20 protein-coding genes and 1 rRNA gene are annotated in these 21,384 nt (G+C 49.1%); 18 read left to right on the forward strand and 3 right to left on the reverse strand.

Going from position 1 to position 21,384, the window contains the following annotated elements:
- A 16S ribosomal RNA gene (locus AB2U10_RS18625) occupies window positions 1-123 on the reverse strand; the annotation flags it as partial.
- 1,023 nt (window positions 124-1,146) lie between these two features.
- On the opposite strand from AB2U10_RS18625, the gene AB2U10_RS18630 reads away from it, so the two are divergent.
- From AB2U10_RS18630 to AB2U10_RS18710, 17 genes are read left to right on the forward strand one after another with little or no spacing between them, the layout of a single operon-like run.
- A complete protein-coding gene (locus tag AB2U10_RS18630) occupies window positions 1,147-2,397 on the forward strand; it encodes a c-type cytochrome (RefSeq protein ID WP_367916596.1) in 1,251 nt (416 codons plus the stop codon).
- A gap of 41 nt (window positions 2,398-2,438) precedes the next feature.
- The gene (locus tag AB2U10_RS18635) at window positions 2,439-5,465 is read left to right on the forward strand and encodes a TAT-variant-translocated molybdopterin oxidoreductase (RefSeq protein WP_367916597.1); all 3,027 of its coding nucleotides are present in this window, start codon (window positions 2,439-2,441) and stop codon (window positions 5,463-5,465) included.
- A 53-nt stretch (window positions 5,466-5,518) separates the two neighbouring features.
- The gene (gene nrfD, locus AB2U10_RS18640; protein ID WP_367916598.1) at window positions 5,519-6,892 is read left to right on the forward strand and encodes an NrfD/PsrC family molybdoenzyme membrane anchor subunit; all 1,374 of its coding nucleotides are present in this window, start codon (window positions 5,519-5,521) and stop codon (window positions 6,890-6,892) included.
- Window positions 6,893-6,927: 35 nt separating this feature from the next.
- Window positions 6,928-7,449 (forward strand): DUF3341 domain-containing protein, encoded by a 522-nt coding sequence (locus AB2U10_RS18645; protein ID WP_367916599.1) that lies wholly within the window; start codon window positions 6,928-6,930, stop codon window positions 7,447-7,449.
- Between the two features lie 4 nt (window positions 7,450-7,453).
- Window positions 7,454-8,059, forward strand: a complete 606-nt coding sequence (locus AB2U10_RS18650; protein ID WP_367916600.1) for a c-type cytochrome — start codon at window positions 7,454-7,456, stop codon at window positions 8,057-8,059.
- 49 nt (window positions 8,060-8,108) lie between these two features.
- Window positions 8,109-9,449 (forward strand): quinol:cytochrome C oxidoreductase, encoded by a 1,341-nt coding sequence (locus AB2U10_RS18655; RefSeq protein WP_367916601.1) that lies wholly within the window; start codon window positions 8,109-8,111, stop codon window positions 9,447-9,449.
- A 29-nt stretch (window positions 9,450-9,478) separates the two neighbouring features.
- Window positions 9,479-10,603, forward strand: coding sequence for a cytochrome c oxidase subunit II (locus AB2U10_RS18660; RefSeq protein ID WP_367916602.1), 1,125 nt, complete (start codon window positions 9,479-9,481; stop codon window positions 10,601-10,603).
- A gap of 26 nt (window positions 10,604-10,629) precedes the next feature.
- On the forward strand, window positions 10,630-12,504 hold the full coding sequence (locus AB2U10_RS18665; RefSeq protein ID WP_367916603.1) for a cytochrome c oxidase subunit I: 1,875 nt from the start codon (window positions 10,630-10,632) through the stop codon (window positions 12,502-12,504).
- A 15-nt stretch (window positions 12,505-12,519) separates the two neighbouring features.
- Complete coding sequence (locus AB2U10_RS18670) at window positions 12,520-13,473, forward strand: COX15/CtaA family protein (protein ID WP_367916604.1); 954 nt, start codon at window positions 12,520-12,522, stop codon at window positions 13,471-13,473.
- Window positions 13,470-14,348, forward strand: coding sequence for a heme o synthase (cyoE, locus tag AB2U10_RS18675; RefSeq protein WP_367916605.1), 879 nt, complete (start codon window positions 13,470-13,472; stop codon window positions 14,346-14,348). Before AB2U10_RS18670 ends, cyoE begins: the two co-directional genes overlap by 4 nt.
- On the forward strand, window positions 14,349-14,921 hold the full coding sequence (locus AB2U10_RS18680) for a cytochrome c oxidase subunit 3 (protein ID WP_367916606.1): 573 nt from the start codon (window positions 14,349-14,351) through the stop codon (window positions 14,919-14,921).
- A gap of 58 nt (window positions 14,922-14,979) precedes the next feature.
- Window positions 14,980-15,741, forward strand: coding sequence for a cytochrome c oxidase subunit 3 (locus AB2U10_RS18685; protein WP_367916607.1), 762 nt, complete (start codon window positions 14,980-14,982; stop codon window positions 15,739-15,741).
- 20 nt (window positions 15,742-15,761) lie between these two features.
- Window positions 15,762-16,088 carry a cytochrome C oxidase subunit IV family protein gene (locus tag AB2U10_RS18690; protein ID WP_367916608.1) on the forward strand — a complete coding sequence of 109 codons (327 nt, stop codon included), beginning with the start codon at window positions 15,762-15,764 and terminating at the stop codon, window positions 16,086-16,088.
- Window positions 16,089-16,775 (forward strand): SCO family protein, encoded by a 687-nt coding sequence (locus AB2U10_RS18695; protein WP_367916609.1) that lies wholly within the window; start codon window positions 16,089-16,091, stop codon window positions 16,773-16,775.
- Window positions 16,765-17,289: a DUF420 domain-containing protein gene (locus AB2U10_RS18700; protein WP_367916610.1), complete on the forward strand. Its 525-nt coding sequence runs from the start codon at window positions 16,765-16,767 to the stop codon at window positions 17,287-17,289. The genes AB2U10_RS18695 and AB2U10_RS18700 overlap by 11 nt, the downstream gene beginning before the upstream one ends.
- Window positions 17,290-17,294: 5 nt before the next feature.
- On the forward strand, window positions 17,295-17,540 hold the full coding sequence (locus AB2U10_RS18705) for a hypothetical protein (RefSeq protein WP_367916611.1): 246 nt from the start codon (window positions 17,295-17,297) through the stop codon (window positions 17,538-17,540).
- Window positions 17,541-17,594: 54 nt separating this feature from the next.
- Window positions 17,595-17,732 (forward strand): hypothetical protein, encoded by a 138-nt coding sequence (locus AB2U10_RS18710; protein WP_367916612.1) that lies wholly within the window; start codon window positions 17,595-17,597, stop codon window positions 17,730-17,732.
- A gap of 88 nt (window positions 17,733-17,820) precedes the next feature.
- Here the strand turns inward: AB2U10_RS18710 and AB2U10_RS18715 are convergent, their stop codons facing one another.
- The gene (locus tag AB2U10_RS18715; protein WP_367916613.1) at window positions 17,821-19,677 is read right to left on the reverse strand and encodes an asparagine synthetase B family protein; all 1,857 of its coding nucleotides are present in this window, start codon (window positions 19,675-19,677) and stop codon (window positions 17,821-17,823) included.
- A gap of 5 nt (window positions 19,678-19,682) precedes the next feature.
- Complete coding sequence (locus tag AB2U10_RS18720) at window positions 19,683-20,591, reverse strand: hypothetical protein (RefSeq protein WP_367916614.1); 909 nt, start codon at window positions 20,589-20,591, stop codon at window positions 19,683-19,685.
- A 461-nt stretch (window positions 20,592-21,052) separates the two neighbouring features.
- Between AB2U10_RS18720 and AB2U10_RS18725 the strand changes: the two genes are divergently transcribed.
- Window positions 21,053-21,190, forward strand: a complete 138-nt coding sequence (locus tag AB2U10_RS18725) for a hypothetical protein (protein ID WP_493820765.1) — start codon at window positions 21,053-21,055, stop codon at window positions 21,188-21,190.
- The last annotated feature ends 194 nt before the right edge of the window (window positions 21,191-21,384 follow it).

The following is a 21,384-nucleotide window of genomic DNA, read 5'->3' on the forward strand; positions in this document are numbered from 1 at the left end:
GATATGGCCAGGTTGCATACGCGTTACGCACCCGTTCGCCGGTGACATTGCTGCCCCCTCGACTTGCATGTATTAAGCCTGCCGCTAGCGTTCATCCTGAGCCAGGATCAAACTCTCCATTGTAAATGTTTACACATCGTATGAAGTTTGCCTTTCTCTTTTTTCTTACCTGTTTTTATTTCACAGCTCGGCTCTCGCCTCCCTGTGGTAAAGACAAAATCGCTTTCGTCTCTACTGTGCTTCCATCTTTATCCCCAACAAGTTAATGAACTTTATCCCACTTATCGTGAGCTCGTTTGCCCTACTCCTCTTTCCCTCTCTCCGGCCTTCCTCTTCCCCTCTCTCGTCGTTTGGGAGTGCAAAGGTAGAAACATTTTTTTACATGGCAATACTTCCTTCAAAAAAAAACTACTTTTTTTCGAATATTTTTTCAGGTTTTTCCGTATCTGTTTATTCCTCAGTCAGATGCATTAAAAACTTTTTTTTCACGTTCCGGTATCTGCCTCAGGAGGCCCCTCCGGTATGCCGTAAACAGGCCGGCGCTTTTGTTTTCTTTACTACCCGAACAGCCGCTACTGCCACTTATTATGTATATGTATAGTATTCCCCCACCCGTTATTTCCCGACCGGATAAAAATACAGCAATCTGCCTGTTCCGGGAAGACCTCGCGGAATGGCGGCCCTCCATCCACTCTCCCCTAACCAACCCCTGCCCTCCTTAAAACCGCGCCCCCACCCCGGCGTATCCCTGCCAACAGGCGCCCGGATCTTCCGGTGCCGCCTGCCCGGCACAGCCCTGTATAATAAGGCCTATATAATTATATACTATAGAGCCCCGCGCGGCCCCGGTAAAACGGCCGTCTGCCGTGACCGGATACCCGCATGCCGGGTGCGGCCGTTCACACCGGAAAAACGATCCTTCCCCGGGGCAACGAATCGTATAGGATAAATGCTATTTCAGGTGCCGCTCATAAATGGAACTTTTGAAAGATAAGACACTTAGTTTATTGATTATAAGTTTATTAAATTCTATTTAAAATAGTTCTAAATTTTCGCGTACCCCGAAAATTCACAATGCATATTTTGTTCCCAACTATTCCTCCATTAGTTTTGCAGTCTGGATGAAATAGCAATATTCTGTTAAATATGTTACATATCATTACGAGGAAATTCTTACTTCTAATCACCTTTGTATTTTTGTCAGGTCAGGGTGTTTTCGCACAGGAAGCCGCAGCTCCCGCTGCTGAAGCCGCCTCAGCCGGAGGAACAGGTGACCCGGCAGCAGGAGAAACCCTTTTCAAAAACAACTGTAAGCAGTGTCACTCCCCGGAAGACAAGATAGTGGTGGGGCCCGGTCTGAAAGGCGTTGAAGAAAGAAGGGATTTTGCCTGGATCAAATCATGGATCCAAAACCCTGATAAAGTCATTAAAAGCGGTGACAAGTACGCCAATGATCTTTTCAATAAGTTCAACAAGCTGCAAATGACCGCCTTCCCGGCCTACGGTGACAAAGAGATACACGATATCCTGGCCTATATCAAGAAAGCCAACGAAGCTCCGGTAGCCGCTGCAGGAGCAGCAGCCGGTGCTGCCGCAGGCGGACAGGAAGCAGGCGGGGGTAAATTCTTTAATATTATCCTGGTTTCGCTCCTTGGTATCATGGTATTGGTGCTGGTAGCTCTCCTGGCGGTGATCCGCCTGCTGAACACCCTCTCCAAATCAGACGAAAGCCTTACGCAGGAGCTGGCTCAGCCGAAACCTTCCCTGGGAGATAACCTGAAGGCCCTCTTCAGCAATTCTACCGTGAGGAGCGCTATTATCTGGCTCTTTATCATACTGGGCACCAAAGCCACCCTCGACGGGCTGTACAGCATTGGTGTTCACCAGGGATATGCCCCGGCTCAGCCCATCAACTTCTCGCATAAGCTTCATGCAGGCGATATGGAGATTGATTGCGGTTACTGCCATACCGGCGTATACAAAGGCAAGCAGGCCGGTATCCCTTCGTCAAGCATCTGTATGAACTGTCACAATACCATCAAACGTGAATCTCCTGAGATCCAGAAGATTTACCGGGCTATTGAAACAGACACACCGGTAGAATGGGTACGGGTACATAACCTTCCTGATCTGGCTTACTTTAACCACTCGCAGCATACCGTGGTAGGCGGACTGGATTGTGAAAACTGTCACGGCGACATCAGAAATATGGAAGTGGTTCAGCAAAGACACTCGCTGACCATGGGCTGGTGTATTGACTGTCACCGGCAGACAGATGTTAACTCAAAAGGTAATGCGTATTACGACAAGTTGCTGTCAGCGCATGAGCAGGTGTCTTCGAAACCAATGAAAGTAGAAGATATCGGCGGATTGGAATGTGCTAAATGTCACTATTAATTACCTTTAATTAAAACTGGAATTTTACTTACATTATACTCATGGAGGATACTAACAAAAGGTATTGGAAAGGTATTGAAGAGTTAAAAAATGATATCAACGTCGTAAAAAACGCCGATAAAGAATTTAACTTTGATGAAATAGAAGGGGGAACCTACCGCAGGGATTTCCTTAAAGTTCTCGGCTTTGGAATGGCCGCCGTTTCCCTGGCAGCCTGCGACGCCCCCGTAAGACATACTATTCCTTATCTGAATAAACCGGTGGATGTCGAGCCGGGCATTCCCAACTACTATGCTTCATCGTATGTACAGGGTGGCGATTACGCCAGCATCCTGGTGAAGACGGTAGAAGGCCGGCCCATCAAAATAGAAGGAAATGATCTTTCTTCTGTTTCCAAAGGATGCCTGAGCGCTTCTGTTCACGGCTCCCTGCTGTCACTATACGATAACGATCGCCTGAGAACACCTGTTAAAAACGGGAAAGAGATCGGTTGGGACAAGCTGGACAAAGAGGTGATGGCCGGGCTGGCTGCCGCTTCCAATATCCGCATCGTATCCAACACCATCCTGTCGCCCACCTTTAAAAAGGTGATTGGCGATTTTACGGTTAAATATCCTTCTGCAAAGCTGGTTCAGTACGATGCCAATTCGGCTTACCCGCTGGTGCAGGCTAACGAGAAGAGCTTTGGCAAGGCGGTTATTCCTGACTATAAATTTGAAAATGCAGATGTGATTGTCGGCATCAACGCCGATTTCCTCGGCGCCTGGATCAGCCCGATTGAATACAATGCCGGCTGGGTGGCCAACCGGAAAGTAAGCAGTGCCAAAGACGGTAAGAAAACCATGTCCAGGCACTACCACTACGAGCCTACCATGTCCCTTACCGGTGCCAATGCCGACTACCGCGGCCGCTATAAGCCGTCTCAGGAAGGTCTGCTGGTAGCCAACCTCTATAACCGGGTTTCGGAGAAGCTGGGACAAGGCTCTCCGCTGGCTGTTCAGAAAGCCGACTTCGAATTCCTTGATAAATGTGCGGCTGACCTGGTTAAATCAGGCGCCAGAAGCCTGATCGTCAGCGGATCGGGTGATGTTTCCACCCTTGTTCTTGTGAATGCCCTGAATGCCCTGCTGGGTACCGTGGGTACTACCATCGACTTTGGGAACACCGTAAATTACCGCCAGGGGAACGATGCCGAAATGAGCCAGTTCATTGCCGACCTGAACAGTGGTGCCGTAGATGCCGTTATCTTTGTAGATGCCAACCCGGTATACGACCACCTGAAAGGGGCTGAAATTGAGAAAGGACTTAAGAAAGCGAAGCTGACCGTGGCCATCAACGACCGGGCCGACGAAACCGCTTCAAACTGTACATACATTGCTTTAAATACGCATTTCCTGGAAAACTGGGGTGACGCCTGTCCGAAAACCGGCTATTACTCGCTTATCCAGCCTACGATCTCCAATATTTTCAAGTCGCGTCAGCCGGAAGCCAGCTTCCTGAAATGGTCAGGTTCTGCTTCTTCTTACCACAAATACCTGAAAGACAACTGGGAATCGAACATCCTGAACGGGAAGTCATGGACACAGACTCTCCACGACGGGGTATATGAATTAGGGGCTTCCCCCGTAGCGGGCGCCACTTTCATCGGGAACATCCAGGAAGCAGCCGCTCAGGCCACCGCTCCGAAAGGAAACGGCCTGGAGCTTTATGTATTTGAAAATACCACCATCGGTACCGGTAAAAACGCCAATAACCCCTGGTTACAGGAAACACCGGATCCGATTTCCAAAGTAACCTGGGAAAACACAGCGGCTTTCTCCCTGAGAACCGCTACCGAGCTGGGGATTGCCCAGGGCGACTGGGTGAAAGTAACAGCCGGGAACACCTCCATAGAGCTGCCTGTGCTTATCCAGCCGGGACAACCCGACGGAACCGTGGCAGTTGCCCGGGGATACGGCCGCACCAAAGCCGGGAAAGCCGGGAATGTGGGAGCAGACGTTCTGCCGCTCCTGAGAAGCTCTAAAGGTGCCGGAAACTTCTGGACAGACGGCATACAGATCGAAAAAACCAAATCAGGCTATACCCTGGCCCAGACCCAGACCCATGAAACCTACATGGGCCGTAAAGCGGTGGTACAGGAGACCATCCTGGGCGAATACATTAAAAATGTAAAAGCCGGAAGGTTTGAACCGATGATCGCTACATCGGAAGGCCCTAAGCGCCCCAACACCATTTCCATGTGGAACGGGCACGAGAAGAAGAATCACAGCTGGGGAATGGTCATTGACCTGAATACCTGTACCGGGTGCGCCGCCTGTGTGGTAAGCTGCCAGGCTGAAAACAACATCCCGGTGGTAGGTAAAGCCGAAGTTGCCCGCGCCAGGGAAATGCACTGGGTGCGTATTGACCGCTATTACAGCTCGGATGCCCCCCGTGAAACCGGTTATAACCCGAACGGCTACAAAGCCATGGAAGTGGCTTCTGATAACCCCGAAGTGGTATTCCAGCCTATGATGTGCCAGCACTGCTCTAACGCACCGTGTGAAACCGTATGTCCGGTACTGGCCACTACCCACTCTTCGGAAGGACTTAACCAGATGACCTACAACCGTTGTGTGGGAACCCGTTACTGTGCGAACAACTGCCCGTACAAAGTAAGACGTTTCAACTGGTTCAAATACTTCGAAAACGATGATTTTGATTATGCCTTCAACAATGAGCTGGGCCGGATGGTGATCAACCCGGAAGTAACCGTACGCTCAAGAGGGGTAATTGAGAAATGTTCGATGTGTGTTCAGCGGATCCAGGCCGGGAAACTGGTAGCGAAAAAAGAGAAGAGACCTTTAAAAGACGGCGACATCAAGCTGGCCTGCGGTTCTTCCTGCCCTACCGGCTGTATCACGTTTGGCGATATGAACGATCCGGAATCTGAAATCTCGAAACTGCTGGCCAACGAAAGAGAAGGACGTGCCTTCCACATGCTGGAAGAAATAAACGTACAGCCTCAGTTAAGCTACCTGGTTAAGGTTCGGAACAAAGACAAAGAAGATTCGAAAGTATTGTCATAAGAGAAATTAGTAATCAATTAATAAAGAAAGCCTAACTTATTTAGGGAACAATTATGTCATCAGTAGTTTCACCCATAAGAGAGCACTTGGTAACGAATGGTAAAACCCACCACGATGTTACGGAGGATATTTGCAGACACGTAGAAGCCAAACCTACCAAAGAATGGAAAATAGCATTCACCATATCCCTGATCGTACTGGTATACGGTAGTTTCTGGGTAATGAGAACCTGGTGGGAGGGACTGGGCGTCTGGGGTCTGAACAAGACCGTAGGCTGGGCCTGGGATATCACCAACTTCGTATGGTGGGTGGGTATCGGTCACGCCGGAACCCTGATCTCCGCCATCCTTCTGCTCTTCCGTCAGAAATGGAGAACCTCAGTTAACCGTGCGGCAGAAGCCATGACCATCTTTGCCGTAATATGTGCCGCCTCTTTCATTGTCATGCACATGGGACGCCCCTGGCTGGCTTACTGGGCGCTTCCGTTTCCTAACACGTTCGGCTCCCTGTGGGTAAACTTCAACTCACCGCTGGTATGGGACGTTTTCGCGATCTCTACCTACTTCTCGGTGTCCTGCCTGTTCTGGTACATCGGTATGGTACCTGACCTGGCTACCATCCGTGACCGCGCTACCGGCATCCGGAAAACCATTTACGGCATCCTGTCACTGGGATGGACCGGCGGAGCCAAAACCTGGGCAAGATACGAGGACGTTTCTCTGATTCTTTCCGGTCTTTCCACTCCCCTGGTACTTTCGGTACACACCATCGTATCCTTTGACTTTGCCACTTCGGTGATTCCGGGATGGCACACCACCATCTTCCCGCCTTACTTCGTTGCGGGGGCCATCTTCTCGGGCTTTGCCATGGTGCAAAACCTGATGCTGATCACCCGGGTGGTATACAAGCTTGAAGATTACATCACCCTGGAGCACATCTCCCTGATGAACAAGATCATTACCCTTACGGGTTCTATTGTGGGTATCGCCTACATCACCGAGTTCTTCATTGCTGCATACTCAGGGGTGGAATACGAAAAATATGCCTTCCTGAACCGGGCTACCGGTCCGCTGTGGTGGTCTTATGCCGCCATGATGACCTGTAACGTGCTTTCACCACAGGTATTCTGGAGCGAAAAGCTCAGGAAAAACATCGTTCTGTCTTTTGTAATTGCCGTTATTGTAAACATAGGGATGTGGTTCGAGCGTTTCGTGATCATCGTTACCTCCCTCCACAGAGATTACCTGCCTTCCAGCTGGACCTATTTTACACCGCGTATGGGGGATATCGGTGACTATATATTCTCTTTCGGATTATTCGGAACGCTGTTCCTCCTGTTCTCTAAATTCCTGCCGGTTATTAACATGGCGGAAGTGAAGGCAGTGTTGAAATCGTCTTCCGAAAGAAAACCCGGTGACAAGCATTAATTTTTAAGACATATAGAATTTATCAGAATATAAAAATGGCTGGAAAAAGATATTTAGTAGGAATCTTCGGAGATGAGGATATAGTACTGGAAGCCGCGTCAACCGTTAGACAAAAAGAGGTTAAGATACAGGAGGTTTACTGTCCTTACCCGGTGCACGGCCTTGATCAGGCGCTGGGATACGACAGGCCCCGCATGGGTGTTCCTGCTTTCTTCTTCGGGTTAACCGGAACCACCCTGGCTTTTCTTCTTACATTCTGGACATTGGGCTGGGACTGGCCGATGAACATCGGGGGAAAGAACTTTATTCCCTTCCCTACCAATATTCCTATCGTGTTTGAGCTGACCGTGCTTTTGGCCTCCTTCGGTATGGCATTCACGTTTTTTATCACCGAAGGTCTCGGACCTACCGCCAAACCGGTAATTTTTGACGAACGTTCTACCGATGACAAGTTCGCCATGGCCATAGATTTAAGTAAAAACAAGATCTCTGACGAGGAGATTACGCAGATCCTGAAAGATGCAGGTGCGGAACAAGTGAATGTTAAAGAGGTATAAAATTATGAAAATGAACAATAGATTAGCAGGATTAGTACTGTTTACCGCACTTGCTGCCGGTCTCACTTCATGTGATCGTACCCAGAGAACAGGATGGGAATTTGCGCCGAACATGTACAACTCCGTTGGATACGAAGCGCAGACCCAGATCGACAAAAATGCCATTAACCCGTACGGTATGAACATGCGTCTCCCGGTAGAAGGAACAGTAGCCCGGAGAAACTACCATACCACCTTTAAAACGGGCGACAGCACAGAGGTGCATGACCTGATGATATACAATCTTACCCGCGATGACGTGGAAGCCTCCGAAACGCTGGTTAACCCTGTACCCCTCAACGAAAAAACACTGGCAGAGGGTGAAGTGCTCTTTAAAAGAAACTGTTCTCACTGCCACGGTGCTACCGGCGGTGCTGACGGTAAAGTAGCGGATATCTATAACGGGGTGCCATCTTATACCTCAGATGCCGTTAAGAATCTGCCTGCCGGCAGGATTTTCTTCGCCATCACCTACGGTAAGGGAAGAATGTGGCCGCATGCAGCACAGGTTAACCCTGAAGAAAGATGGAAAATCGTCCACTTTGTACAAAAATTACAAAAAGGAAGCTGATATATACTGAAAAAAGAAATTTATTATTGGAATATAAGTTAACATTATAATGGCTCACAAGCACGATATACCCTCTCTTGACGAATCATTTGAATTCAGTCCGGCCCTCAGAAAAAAGCTGATTCTGACAGCATTGTTAGGGGTGGTTCTGGTTGCCCTTGGTGCTTTTCTCATTCACAAAGGGTGGGCTCCGGGACATGGGGATCATCACGAAGTTGTTCATCACGAAGCACATGCGGCAGACGCTCATGCAGAAGAGCATGGCGGAGGTCATCATGAAGCCCCTACCCTGGCTAACCGCCTGGTAGCCAACCTCTGGATGAACAGCGTATACTTTATAGGAATAGCCCTGGTAGGATTGTTCTTCATTGCCTACAACTATGTGGCTAAAGCCGGCTGGCAGGCGTCTATGAAGCGGGTAGCTGAAGCATTTCCGGCATTTGCCCTCGTGCCCTCAGTGATCATGCTTGTGCTCTTCCTGGTGCCTTCTACCCGTCACATGATCTTCCACTGGACGCACGAAGGGATCACCGATCCGGCCTCACCGTCTTATGACGCCATCATTGCCACCAAAAGCTGGTTCCTGAACTACCCGTTCTTCCTGCTGCGTATGGTGATTTACTTCGTAATCTGGTATTTCCTCTGGATCCAGATCCGGAAATTCTCTCTCCAGGAGGATCAGTACGGCGGGCTCGACTACTATTACAAAAGCAGAAAATATTCCAAAATATTCCTGTTGTTCTTTGCGGTAACATCTTCTACTGCCGCCTGGGACCTCACCATGTCAATTGATACCCACTGGTTCTCTACCATGTTCGGCTGGTATCACCTGTCTTCATGGCACGTGGCCGGTCTTTCTGCCATGATGCTGGCCATCATATTCCTGAAAGAGAACGGTTACCTGAAAGCGGTGAACATGAGTACGATCCAGGACCTGGGCAAGCTGATCTTCGGCTTCTCTATTTTCTGGACCTACACCTGGTTCAGCCAGTACCTCCTGATCTATTATGCGAACCTTCCGGAAGAAACCATCTATTTCCAGGAGCGTACAGGCGGATACGGCGGCCGTTACCTGGCTCCGTTCCTGCTCAGCCTGGTACTTAACTTTGTATTTCCGTTCCTGATTCTTATGGCCAGGAACTCAAAACGTAATTTTACCTTACTTAAGCTGGCTTGTGTGGCTGTACTGGTGGGTCACTGGTTTGATTTCTACCAGATGATCATGCCGGGTGTGGCGAAAGACCAGGGAGGTATCGGCCTGATTGAAGTGGGCACCACCCTGGCATTTGCATCAGTATTCATTTATTTCGTGGCTAACCAGTTAACCAAAGCTAATCTCTATCCGAAGAACCATCCGTTCCTGGGCGAGAGTACCCACCACGATATATAATTTTTTAAATAAGCGTTATTTATTACAAGATGACATACATAATTGCAATACTGACCATTCTGTTTGTAGTTCTAACCTTTAAAGTTATAGCGCAAACCAGAAAGATTATTAAAACCAACAGAGGGGAGACCGGAGAGGGCGGTCCTTCGTACCAGGGAGCCCCTGATTACGCCAATAATATGAATGCAGCAGCCCTGCTGATATTCTGGATTCTGGCGGTGGTCGCTATTACCTGGTCTTATATTCACTACTCCCAGTTCTTCCTGCCGGAAGCTTCTTCCGTACACGGTAGAAAAACCGACTTCTGGTTCTGGGTATCTATGGGTATTATTACCGTTGCTTTCTTCCTGGTAAATACCTTCCTTTTCCTTTTCTCTTATATTTATCGTCATTCTCCAAAAAGAAAATCGTCGTTCTATACCCATAACAATACCCTGGAGGTTATCTGGACCACCGTTCCTGCTGTAGTAATGACCGGGCTGGTACTTTCCGGGCTGGTGGTATGGAATGAGATTACTTCAGAAGCCCCTGAAGACGCGGAGATCATCGAGATCACCGGCCGGCAGTTTGCCTGGATGGTAAGATACTCCGGAGAAGACGGGGAATTCGGCAAATCAAATTACAAGCTGATGGACGACGGTATGGGCAACCCGCTCGGGGTTGATTTTACCGATCCGAACGCTTTTGACGACTTCTCCAGCGCCAGCGAGCTGCATATCCCGAAAGGCAAGCCCGTTCTGCTCAGAATCAGGGCCCGTGATGTGCTTCACAGCGTTTACATTCCGCACATGCGGGTGAAAATGGACGCCGTTCCCGGTATGCCTACCAAGTTCTGGTTTATTGCTGACAAGTCTACCGACGAGATGAAAGCCCTTCTGAACAACTCTGATTTCGACTACGAAATAGCCTGTGCCGAGATTTGTGGTAAATCACACTTCGGTATGCGCCTGGTGCTGAAGGTAGATGAGCCTGAAAATTACGAAAAATGGAAACGGGAACAGAAGACCATCCTGACCCTGAATCCTGACCTGCTGGTGAAAGTTCCTGAGAAGCTGAAAGCAAAGGCACTGAAATATATTGAAACAGAAGCCCCTGCGGCAGCGGCCACAGATTCAACGGCTACCCCCGTAGCAGCAGCAGTAGAAACTAAATAAGAATTAAAAAAAATACGAATATAGATATGGCAGCTCATTCAATAGCAGAAGGACACGGTCATGCGGAACACGAACATGAGGAGCACCACGAACAAGGCTTCTTTGGTAAATATATATTCTCGCTGGACCATAAGACAATTGCCAAACAGTACCTTATTTCAGGGATCATCTGGGCGGTTATCGGAGGATTAATGTCTGTAATTTTCCGTTTACAGCTGGCTTTCCCGGATATGGATATGACTTTTCTGAAGCCAATCCTGGGCCATTGGATCAATGAATCGGGTAAGCTGGATAACAATTTTTACCTGGCACTGGTAACCATGCACGGTACCATCATGGTATTCTTTGTACTTACGGCAGGTTTGAGCGGTACCTTCTCTAACCTCCTTATTCCGTTACAGGTAGGTGCCCGTGATATGGCCTCCGGCTTTATGAACATGATCTCCTACTGGTTATTCTTCATAGCAGGCCTCCTGATGCTGATCTCGCTGTTCCTGCCGCACGGCCCTGCCGGTGGCGGATGGGTGATCTACCCGCCGTTAAGCGCCCTTGAAGAGGCTAACCCCGGTTCAGGTGCGGGTATGACGCTCTGGCTGGTGGCAATGGCCATATTTATTGCGTCAAGCCTGCTGGGTAGCATAAACTATGTAACCACCATTCTTAACCTGCGGACCAAAGGGATGTCAATGGACAAGCTGCCGTTGACCATCTGGTCGTTCCTGTTTACCGCCATCCTGGGGATCCTCTCTTTCCCTGTGCTGTTTTCAGCGGCGCTTCTGCTGATCTTCGACAGGAGCTTCGGAACCAGCTTCTATCTTTCTGACATCTATATTCAGGGGCAGGCACTTCCAAACCAGGGAGGTAGCCCTATCCTGTTCCAGCACCTTTTCTGGTTCCTGGGCCACCCTGAAGTATATATTGTGATCCTGCCGGCCTTCGGTATTTCATCGGAAATTATTTCCACGAACTCCAGGAAGCCGATCTTCGGGTACAAAGCGATGATCCTTTCCATGCTGGGTATCATGTTCCTGGCTTTCATTGTGTGGGCTCACCACATGTTTGTGACCGGTATGAACCCGTTCCTGGGCTCGATCTTCATGCTCCTGACGCTGATCATTGCGGTTCCATCGGCGGTGAAAGGCTTTAACTACATTACCACACTATGGCGGGGTAACCTGATCTTCACGCCGGCTATGCTGTTTGCTATCGGTATGGTGTCGTTCTTTGTTTCAGGTGGTCTGACCGGTATCATTCTCGGAAACGCCGCTCTTGACATTCAGCTGCACGATACATACTTTGTGGTAGCGCACTTCCACCTGGTGATGGGTTCGGCGGCCTTCTTCTCGATGATTGCCGGGGTATACCACTGGTTCCCTAAAATGTACGGCCGGATGATGAACAAAACCCTGGGGTATATTCACTTCTGGATCTCGTTCATCGGGGTATATATGGTGTTTATTCCTATGCACTACATCGGTATTGCGGGCTTCCCGAGAAGATATTACCAATGGTCAGGGTTCAAAACATTTGATACCTTTGCCGATCTCAATATCGTGATCAGTGTTGCTGCAATTATTACCGTATTTGCGCAGTTCATTTTTATCTATAACTTCTTCTACTCCATGTTCAAAGGGCAGAGGGCTTCGGCCAACCCGTGGAAATCAAACGCGCTGGAGTGGACCACCCCGGTAAATGTGGGTCACGGCAACTGGCCGGGAGAAATTCCTACCGTATACCGGTGGCCGTATGATTACTCCAAGCCGGGTGCGCCGGATGACTTCATCCCGCAGAACGTACCGTTCTCAGCAACACCTGAGTCAAATACTCCGGAAGAAAACGAGCTGATCGAAAAAGAGAAGGAGATAGAGAATATTAAATACGATTATTCTATTCCGGACTGATAGGTCCAGCAGATAGTGGGAAGGTCATTCAGGAAATTTGCTATCAGTACAGTCATCGCCGTTATCTTTCTGATATTTGTCGGCGGGTTTGTGCGGGCAACCGGGTCAGGCATGGGGTGCCCCGACTGGCCCAGGTGCTTTGGGATGTGGGTACCCCCTACCTCTGTTGATCAGCTTCCTGTCAATTACCAGGAGGTATTCGGCGCCAAGCTGAAAGGTGAAGTAGAATTCAACGCTGTCAAGACCTGGACCGAATACGTTAACCGCCTGGTAGGCGTTTCGGTAGGTATCTTTATTTTCATCACGGTGATCCTGGCTTTCCGGGCTTACTTTAAAACGGAAAAAAAGATTTTCTACATCTGCCTGCTCGCTTTTGTGCTGGTAGCGTATGAAGGCTGGCTGGGGGCCAAAGTAGTAGCTTCAGAACTGGCACCGGGCCTGATCACCCTTCACATGGTAGTGGCGGTATGCATACTGGCCCTCCTGATCTGGGCCGTCTTAAAATCTTACCAGGGGCATCCGTTGACCCGGGGCACCGAGAAGACGGCCGATATCCAATTCCTGCTGATGATGGCCCTCTTTGTAACCATCGGTCAGATTGTGTTCGGAACGCAGATCCGCGAAGGAATTGACCATGCCCAGCGGCTTCTCGGGGATCATAACCGGGACATGTGGGTGAACGAGGTAAAAGGTAAAGTTATTTTTCATGCCGTGCTGTCAGTGATTATTCTGGTATTGCAGGGCTTAATTTATAAAAAAGTAAAAGGCAGGTTTGAAAGCCGGATTCTTAAAAGCTTCGCAGCATGGGCACTTATCCTGGTCATCACCGAAGTAGTTTCCGGAGCCGTGCTTGGCCTGGCGGGTTTCCCGGCTATGCTCCAGCCTTTGCATCTTACATTTTCAGTGGTTATAGTCTCAATACAATTTATCCTGTATTTTGTGCTTAGCCCGGGAATTCATGACCAATGAACAGTACAATAAACATATCAGCAGTTGAAAAACTAAAAGCCTACTTTGAGCTGACCAAGTTCAGGCTTTCGATGACTGTGGTTTTCAGCAGTTGTTTCGGGTATGCCCTGGCTGCCCAGGACCTGAATATAGCGTATCTCCTGGTTTTCGGACTGGCTTCTTTCCTGGTCACGGCATCGGCCAATGTGATCAACCAGATCAAAGAAAAAGACCTTGACCGGCTGATGTCCAGAACCCATTCCAGACCGCTGCCGTCCGGGCGCCTTTCGGTGCAGGAAGCCGCGGCATTCAGCCTGCTGTGCGGTCTTGCCGGCCTGGCCATGATCCTGATCTTATTCAATCTGTATGCGGCCCTGCTGGCTTTGCTTTCGCTGCTGCTGTACGGTTTTGTTTATACCCCGTTAAAGCGGGTAGGCCCCATAGCCGTGGCCGTAGGCGCATTGCCGGGTGCATTCCCGCCCATGATCGGCTGGGTAGCCAGCTCAGGGCATTTCGGACTGGAGCCGGGCATTCTTTTTGCCATCCAGTTTTTCTGGCAGTTTCCGCATTTCTGGGCCATTGCCTGGGTGCTTGACGACGATTACAGCAAGGCCGGGTTTAAGCTGCTGCCTTCCAAGGGCGGCCGCGATCTCTCTTCTGCCTTCCAGATCATGTCGTATACTTTATTTTTGCTGCCGCTCTGCTGGGTTCCTTATTACCTGGGAATGACCGGTATCAACTCAGCGGTTATTGCGCTTCTGTCAGGGGTGCTGTTCCTGGCACAAACCCTGCACCTGATGAAAGAAAGAACCAATAAAGCTGCGCTGAAGCTCATGTTCGGTTCTTTCCTGTATTTACCTGTTGTACAAATCGCCTATCTGCTTGACAAAGTATAAATGATGGCAAAAGTTCAAAATATCAAACCCATCTATACGGTAAACCCCTGGAAGTTTATCATCTGGTTGTTTATCATCTCTATCACCATGCTTTTTGCGGCCTTCACCAGCGCATACCTGGTGCGGAGAGCAGAAGGCAACTGGGTAGAATTTGAGATTCCGTCTATTTTTTATGTGAGCACGGCGGTATTGCTGCTGAGCAGCATTACCATGCACCTGTCGGTCAAAGCCGCGCGGAAAGACGATATTGTCAGGCTGCGCAGGCTCATCACCCTGACTGTTGTAGGCGGCATTGCCTTCCTGGTGCTGCAGGTACTGGGCTGGCAGGAGCTTCAGAAAGCCGGAATTTATGTAAAGGGAAACCCGGCAGAATCGTTTTACTATATCCTGACGGGTACGCACCTGTTTCACATTATTACGGGCCTGGGTGTTTTACTGTATGCTTTTTACAGTACCTTCAGAGGAAAGATCCATGCCGGTAACACTACCCAGATAGAAGTTTGTGCCACTTACTGGCACTTCCTGGATATTCTCTGGGTATACCTGTTCCTGTTCCTGATTTATTTCAGATAGTAGTTTTTGAATTAAAGTAATAGATTTATAAATTTGTTTGAATTTTTAACGTACACTTATGGCAGTTGAGAAAACATCTGTAAACCCTCCTCACCTTTTGTGGCAGGGCGGTACCCAACCACTAAAGGCAGGTTACGGTAAATTAATGATGTGGATATTTCTACTTTCCGATGTATTCACATTTTCCGGCTTTCTGGTGACCTACGGGCTGATCCGTTTTGGTTACCCTACTTTCAGTGAAGTAGTAGCCGGAATGACCCACAAGACCTTTGAGTTTTCTCAACAGTACTGGCCCATTCCGGAAAAGGTATTCAAAGCCGTGCCGTTTCTTCACGGCGTGGAGCTTCCCCTTGTATTTGTAGGGATCATGACCTTTATCCTGATCTTCAGCTCGGTAACCATGGTGCTGGCGGTTGAAGCCGGTCACAGGAGAGACAAAGCCGATGTGGAAAAATGGATGCTGTGGACTATCCTCGGAGGGTTTATCTTCCTTTCTTCACAGGCCTGGGAATGGACTCACTTTATTCACGGAACCGACCACGGGCTTACCCTGGCAGACGGAACCACCATTTTCGGCGCTAAGCTGGGGATCAACGAGTACGGTCCGCCAAACTTTGCCAACCTCTTCTTCTTTATCACCGGATTCCACGGATTCCACGTATTTATCGGGGTACTGCTGAATATCATGGTATTTTACAATACCACCAACGGTATATATCAAAAAAGAGGACATTACGAAATGGTAGAGAAAGTAGGTCTTTACTGGCACTTTGTTGACCTCGTATGGGTATTTGTATTTACCTTCTTCTATCTGGTTTAAAAAATTAAAATAATAGTGAAATGGCAGAGCATTCTTCAATAGAAAGACAAGCACCGAACACCAAGCACCTTTGGAAAGTATTCTGGATCCTTCTGGCCCTGACTGCCCTGGAATTCGTTGTGGCGTTTAAGATAGACGCCGATCATTACAAGTGGACCAAGATCGGTATCTTTGTGTTCATGACGATCGTCAAAGCCTATTATATTGTAGGTATATTTATGCACCTGGGCAGCGAGACCAAGTCTTTTATATGGACCATCGTTCTACCCATTATTTTTGTACTCTGGCTAATTGTGGCTCTTTTGGTTGAAGGGCATTACTTTGGTCTGGAAAAGTTCTTCATATAAATGAATAAAACGCTGAAGGCCGGAATACTCTTTGCGATATTGGGTATTCCGGTCTTAACATTTATATTCCTGAAGCTGTTTGGAAAAAACAACTTCGATCTCCCTTACTTTTTCCCGGAGACCGGTGATAACGGTGAGGTAAAGATGATGGCCGGAGACACGGTTTTTGCTACCATGCCCCCGTTTACCCTTGTCAATACCGAGGGCGACAGCACCACTGTACAGCCCGGTAAAATTACCGTGGTCAACTTCTTTTTCTCGCGCTGCGGAACCATCTGCCCCATCACCAATACCAACCTGACAGAAGTGGCCGAAAGCTTTAAGGACAATCCTGACGTGCACTTTTACGGCATTTCGGTCGATCCGAAATACGATACCCCGGCCGTGCTCAAATCGTATGCACGGGCCCTGGGCATGGATCGCCTGCACTACGATCTTCTTACAGGAGACAAGAAATATATCTACGACCTGTCTATTGAAAAATTCCGCCTGCCCGTAGCTGATGCCTCCGAATACGACCCTGCGGTTACCCGGGTAGATGACATGTTCATTCACTCCGATAAGATCATGCTGATAGACCCCGAAGGCCATTTCAGGGGCATCTACAGCGGTACGCAGAGGAGCGAGACAGAACGCCTTAAGCTGGAAATAAAGGTATTGTTAAGTCATGATAAATATGAAAGATAAAATCGGCATCCGTACCATCAATATCCTCTCCGTGGTGATTGTAGTGGTGGTGATGATCATGCTGGGGCTCCGGCAAAAGCCGTATATCGGCGAATGGACAAAGCAGCTCACCTTTGTCAATGCCATCATCAACTCGCTCACGGCTTTTTTCCTGCTGCTTGGCCTGTATTTTATCCGGCAGCGGAATATCCGGGCCCACAAAATGTGCATGTCGGCCGGTTTTCTTCTCGGGGGCCTGTTCCTGGTTTTTTATGTTTTGTATCACATCAGTAACGAAGAAACCCGTTTCGGTGGCGAAGGAGCCCTGCGGTATTTTTATTTCTTCATACTGATTACGCACGTTCTTGCTTCTTTTGTTGTTTTACCTTTAGTACTGCGTGCGTATTACTACGGCTGGAACCGTATGGATGACAGGCACCGGAAAATAGTGAGGTACGCCTATCCTATCTGGCTGTATGTTTCTATTACCGGTGTAATTGCTTACCTGATGATCCGTCCTTACTACACCTTCTGAAACGTATGAAAAAGAGATTCATTTTAACCGCATTGTTCTTTTTGTTTGCCCTGGGTGATATCATGGCTCAATGTGCCATGTGCAGGGCCACAGTAGGCTCTAATTTAAGCGAAGGCAGAAACACGATCGGAACTGGTCTTAATTTCGGAATCCTCTACCTGCTGGTGATCCCCTACCTGATTGTGGGCCTGGGCGTTTTCTTTTATATCCGGGCCGCCAAACAGCGCCTGAAAGAACATGCCGTCATCTGACGGATTTTCTATATATTTACATCCTGTAAAATTACCTTTTAAAAACGCTGACCAATGAAAAACCCCTCTAAACCCGGCCTCAGCGCCGAAAAGAAAAAATGGGTAAAGCCCGAAATTGCCGGTCTTGCTGTAAACACCGGCTTATCCGTTAAAAATATTCCTGATTTTTTCGCTTACGTACAAGCCAGCTGACCCGTATTCAGGTCCTGTATCCGAGCCCTATTTTCCGGCCTAACCGGGGAGTATGGCTTATTTTGTATTGCCGGGGAGGAAGCACCGCTCAGTCACGGCTCAGGAAATAGCCGAACATCAGCGTTTTTAAAAACATCTGCATCCGCATCACCGACCCGGCTCCGGTCTGCCTGATTTCCGCCCATTCTGCCTGTAAGCGAGGAAGATCGAACACCTCACTCACACCCGGGTGAGTGCCAATCCGGTTCAATACGTCTTCTACTCCGTGGGCATCGTCTAAGGTCCTGTACAAAAGATCAGAGGCCTGCAGGCCTTTCCGGTTGCTGTAGAGCACATCGTCGGGCAGGTACCCGTGCATCATATTTTTCAGCACCTGCTTTCCCTTTAATGAGTCGTCAAAAAAGACTTCATTGGGAATAGACAGGCAATACTCAATTACGTTGATGTCGCCGGTCGGATCCCGGAATTCCACACCCGATTCATCCCCGATGAGTTGTCCGAACTGGCACCGCATATTACCGCCCACATCCAGGAGGTGCAGCATGCCGGCGGCCACATCCGGGTAGTATCGGTTGAAACCCCGCTTGTTTTTCCGGATATCGGCGGCCGCTTTTTCCCGGATATGGGGATGCACAAAGCTTCTCTCCAGGTAATTTAAAAGCCCGTCGGGCTTCCGGTCGTAATACCCCTGGAAATAGCGCAGCATCAGGGGTTTTGCCAGGTGTTTGACCAGCCCTTTGAAAGAAGAGCGTATAGCCGGGTGATGCCAGGGCAAAAGATAGGTTATCCCCGGGTAAGAAATGGTGGCGTTACCCATCTCTCCCGTAAGCAGGGCTCCGTATCCCCGCCGGGCTACCTCACCCGGCAGGTCCATTATCCAGAACGCATTACCGGCACCATGAAAACATATCTCCAGCTTTTCAACAGCCTCAATAAAGCCTGCTACCGGGCTGATATGGGCCGAATCCAGCAATACCGGCACTATATTGCCCGCATGCCGTACGGTAGACATAATCTGGGGCGTTTCGTCTAAAAGCCTTCTTCCCGGCTGCTCCTTCAGCTCTTCCCGGAACCGGGGCACATGGCTGAAGGTGTTCAGCTCTTTTCCTTCCTGCTTCAGCAGGCGTGCCGCCATAACCGACACCGATCCGGAGTCAAGCCCGCCGCTCAGCATGGAAGCCACCGGCTTATGGCTTCTCAACCTGGCTCTTACCGCCTCTATAAAGATCTCCCGCAATTCTTCGGCGTAATCGCGCGGGTCTTTGTATTTCCTGAGAGCGATATTTTCCGGGAACCAGTACCTGGAAAGCTTTACATTTCCGTTTTTAAAGCACAGGGTATGTGCAGGAGGCACTATGCCCAGCTCTTCATACGCCTGCGAATCCCTGTCCGGCCACAACAGGAGCATTCCCAGGAAATGCCGCATGTTTACCCGTTTCCGGTAGCCCTCTACGGCAAAAATGGCCTTGGGAGAGGAAGAAAACACCAGGCTTTCTCCGTCCTGGTAATAATATACGGCGGTATATCCGTGCGGATCTCTCGCCACGAAAAGCTCGCGCTCCCGTTCGTCATACACGGCAAACGACCAGTCGCCCTGCAAATGATGCACACATTCCCTGCCCCATTTCTTCCAGGCCCGGCTGATCAGCTCGCCATCTGTCAGTTCGGGATGCAGCCTGACCCCGCACTGCCGTGCAATAGCAGCCCGGTTATCCAGCCGCGCCTCAGAAGTCATCAGCACCTGTTCTTCTTCCAGGTAAACCGGCTGCTTTTCAAACAGGGCTTCCGGCGTATTGTAGGTTAATAAATGGCCAAAGCCTGCTCTTTCCCGGCTCAGGGTCTGAAAATTTTCATGAGGAATATGGCGTATGCCCCCGTACATCCGGTTCAGAACCCGGGGGATCTCTTCGTGCTTCGGACCGATGGCTCCAAAAATAAGGCTCATAGCTTTCAGGCTTTTACTTCACACCGGATAATTTCTTCTTCAATGGCTTTGCTGAAGGTTTCATAGCTCTTCACACCCGCGGGCCTCAGGGCCTTCCAGCCCGGCAGGAGACCCGCCAGGGCAGTCGTATAATGAAAGAGCAGCTTACTCTTGTTCATTCCCCGGATAAACCGGAGAACATATGTGTTATCGTTCAGGTATCTCCAGGTCTCCGTAGCGTTTAGTGCCGCAATATTGACTTCCTCTCCTTCCGTATCCAGGAAAACAATCCCTTTCACCTCTACCCTGTCTGCTGTGAATGAGTGATCAAAGGTATAAGCATATTTCTCCAGGTGGGGCCGCACCCTTCTTTTTTCTTCCGGAGATAGCTTCATTTCTGCCGCTTCTGCCCATAAACGCGTTTCGGGATAAGAAGCCCGGGCGTAGCATTTCCCGCTTTCCATGCTCAGCAGGGCGGTGTCGTCGGTAAAGAGCGGGTACCCCAGCTGTTCCAGCATCAGGGCGGTAGAAGATTTACCGGCTCCGGAAGGTCCCGCTATCAAAAGCACTTCTCCGGGGCGAATAAAAACCCCGGAAACGTGTAAGAGCACCCGGTTACGCTGCAATAGCGCAAGAGGAATACAATGGCTGTAAATAAAAAGAGCTATTTCATATTTGTCCGGTATCTCCGGCTCTACCAGCACCCGGTTTCCCCCGGTAGTGTAATACCGGGCCACCCCCGGTACAGCGGTCAGGCATTCGTGCTCATTAAATACACTGAAATGGGACTGACCCGTAATAGGTTCATTCAATTCTGCCGGCACACGGCCTTTTTGAATACACAGGGAGTGTTCCGAATTTTCTGCCGGCAGCAAGGCCGGTAATTCCAGCTCTGAAATCACGACCTGCCCGTAGATCTGGTACGTATAATGCATTTATGGCTATATTTTCAGGGTGTTCCTGCTTACCGGAACACCCGTAGCAAAAATACAGGATGTCGCGAGATATTCAAGTCGGTAGGATCATAATTTTCCCGGTAGAATTTCATCATTAAAAAAAAATTTCCCGACAGTTGTTACTCCTGTTGAAAGCGCCTATATTTATAAGCAAATTTTAATACCCCAATGAAAACTAAAGCAAATTCAGCCCGCGAAATGGCGGCAAAGAAAAAGTGGGCCCGGCCTGCAATGAGAGAACTGACCGTTCGGAACGGAGGAGCTTCTAATGGAGACATGGCCTTATATAGTGCCGGATCAGTGTAGCTGAGCCCTTTTAAGGGTTTATTAATACCTGGTCGGTGCGCCTGATCAGGTGTTTTTCCCCCGGTTCAGTGCAATACTATTTTGTACATTAACCCTGAAATTCCTATTTTTAAGTGTTCAAACGTATACCCTCTATGAAAACCAAAGCAAATTCAGCCCGTGAAATGGCGGCAAAGAAAAAATGGGCCCGGCCCTCAATGAAAGAACTGACCGTTCGGAACGCAGGAGGAACTTCCGGGGATTTCGCATTTGGAGATTCAGCTCCTGGATGACAGGACGCCCTTATGAGGCTATTCTCTCGTCTGTGAACACCTGGTCAGCCTGCTTGTCCAGGTTTTTTTAGGGCCATTCAGAAAAAGCCCAACTTGTTCATTAAGAACTTGTTGGGCTTTTGATTATCTTTGTATATCACCCCGAATAATACGGTTGGAGCCAAAAATCGGGGTAACGAAACGGAAAAGATATG

This window comes from Leadbetterella sp. DM7, from assembly GCF_040829825.2.
GTDB lineage: Bacteria > Bacteroidota > Bacteroidia > Cytophagales > Spirosomataceae > Leadbetterella.